A 1,537-nucleotide genomic window follows, 5' to 3' on the forward strand; every position below is an offset into this window, starting at 1 on the left:
CAAGCTCAAGTGAGACAAACAGGGATCAAGTTCCTTAACTGACATGAGCAGGGCGAGAACGGGTATCGAGCACAGTGACCATGACCAGCCATGACCTTCAACGCGGTGACGGCCCCCGAGGCGACCGGCCCAAACGACGGCACTTCTCGGCCGAGTACAAGCTGCGGATCGTCACGGAGTACGAGGCCGCCCCCGACGGCGAGAAGGGCAGGGTCCTGCGGCGCGAGGGCCTCTACAGCACGAGCATCGACCTGTGGCGTCGCCAGCGCGACAACGGCGAGCTGACCCCCGCCGCCGGTCCGGCAAGTTCCGCGCGGGCGCGTAAAACGCCCGAGCAACTGGAGTTGGAGCAGCTGCGCAAGGAGAATGCGGCGCTGGCCAGGGACAAGGCCAAGGCCAAGGCCGACAAGAAGCTCGCGCAGACCGAAGCAGCCCTGGACATCATGGGAAAAGGTTTCGCGCTCTTGGAAATGATCTCCGAGAGCGCGGAGAACGAGACCTCGTGACCACCTGCCGGCGCGAGACGCTCGACCTGCTCGCCGCAGGCTTGCCGATCTACCGCTCCTGCGCGTTGGCAGGCGTCGCCCGCGGCTCCTCCTGCCGGGCCCTGGCCGAGCCGACCGAGCGCGAGAGCGTGCCGCGTCCCGCGCCGCCCAACAAGCTGACCGACGCCGAGCGTGAGGAGCTGATCACCGCGCAACAGTGCCCGCTTCGTCGACAAGGCGCCCCGCCAGCTCTGGGCGACGCTGCCGGACGAGGGCGCCTACCTGGCGTCGGCCTCCACCATGTACCGGCTCTTGCGCGAGCGCGACCAAGTCCGCGAGCGCCGCGCCCAAGCCCGCCATAAAGCCCTACCTGATCGCCCGCGCCCCCAACGAGATCTTCAGCTGGGACATCACCAAGCTGCACGGCCCCGCCGACCGGCAGTACTACGACCTCTACGTCATGATCGACATCTTCTCCCGGGACGTCGTGCCCTGGGAGATCCACCTGCGCGAAACCGGCGACCTGGCGGCCGAGTTCATGGAGAACGCGATCCGCGCCAACGGCGGCCTCGCGCCGGCCACCATCCACTCCGACAACGGCACCTCGATGACCTCCCGCGCGGTCACCGATCTACTGGCCACCCTCGATATCGTCAAATCGCACTCCCGGCCGAAGGTGAGCAACGACAACCCCTACAGCGAGGCCGCGTTCAAAACCCTCAAATACTGCCCGGTCTTCCCCGAGCGCTTCGCCTCCCTGACCGACGCCCAGGCCTTCTGCCGGCGGTTCTTCACCTACTACAACCATGAGCACTACCACGCCGGGATCGGCCTGCACACGCCGTTCACCGTGCACCTGGGCACCGCCCACGCCATCCAGGACAAGCGTGCCGAGACCATCGAGCGCTTCCGCGCGGTCAATCCCCACCGGTTCACCCGCGCACCCCGACTCCCCAAGATCCCGAAGGTCGCCTACATCAACCAGCCCGAGGAAGAGGTCGCCTAGCGATCAGATCAGCAGACTCCTGTCGCATTTGACTTGACACCTACCG

Annotated in this window: 3 protein-coding genes; 2 read left to right on the forward strand and 1 reads right to left on the reverse strand. The window is 66.5% G+C overall.

Features of this window, described 5'->3' with window-relative positions; genetic code table 11:
- Positions 1-80 precede the first annotated feature (80 nt).
- The gene (locus ACTOQ2_RS43830; RefSeq protein ID WP_440107941.1) at positions 81-506 is read left to right on the forward strand and encodes a transposase; all 426 of its coding nucleotides are present in this window, start codon (positions 81-83) and stop codon (positions 504-506) included.
- A gap of 49 nt (positions 507-555) precedes the next feature.
- On the opposite strand, the gene ACTOQ2_RS43835 is transcribed toward ACTOQ2_RS43830, so the two are convergent.
- Positions 556-693: a hypothetical protein gene (locus tag ACTOQ2_RS43835; RefSeq protein WP_440107943.1), complete on the reverse strand. Its 138-nt coding sequence runs from the start codon at positions 691-693 to the stop codon at positions 556-558.
- A 9-nt stretch (positions 694-702) separates the two neighbouring features.
- Between ACTOQ2_RS43835 and ACTOQ2_RS43840 the strand changes: the two genes are divergently transcribed.
- The gene (locus ACTOQ2_RS43840) at positions 703-1,491 is read left to right on the forward strand and encodes a transposase (RefSeq protein WP_440107945.1); all 789 of its coding nucleotides are present in this window, start codon (positions 703-705) and stop codon (positions 1,489-1,491) included.
- Positions 1,492-1,537 lie beyond the last annotated feature (46 nt).

This window comes from Streptosporangium sp. H16 (assembly GCF_051918855.1).
Classification (GTDB): Bacteria; Actinomycetota; Actinomycetes; order Streptosporangiales; family Streptosporangiaceae; genus Streptosporangium.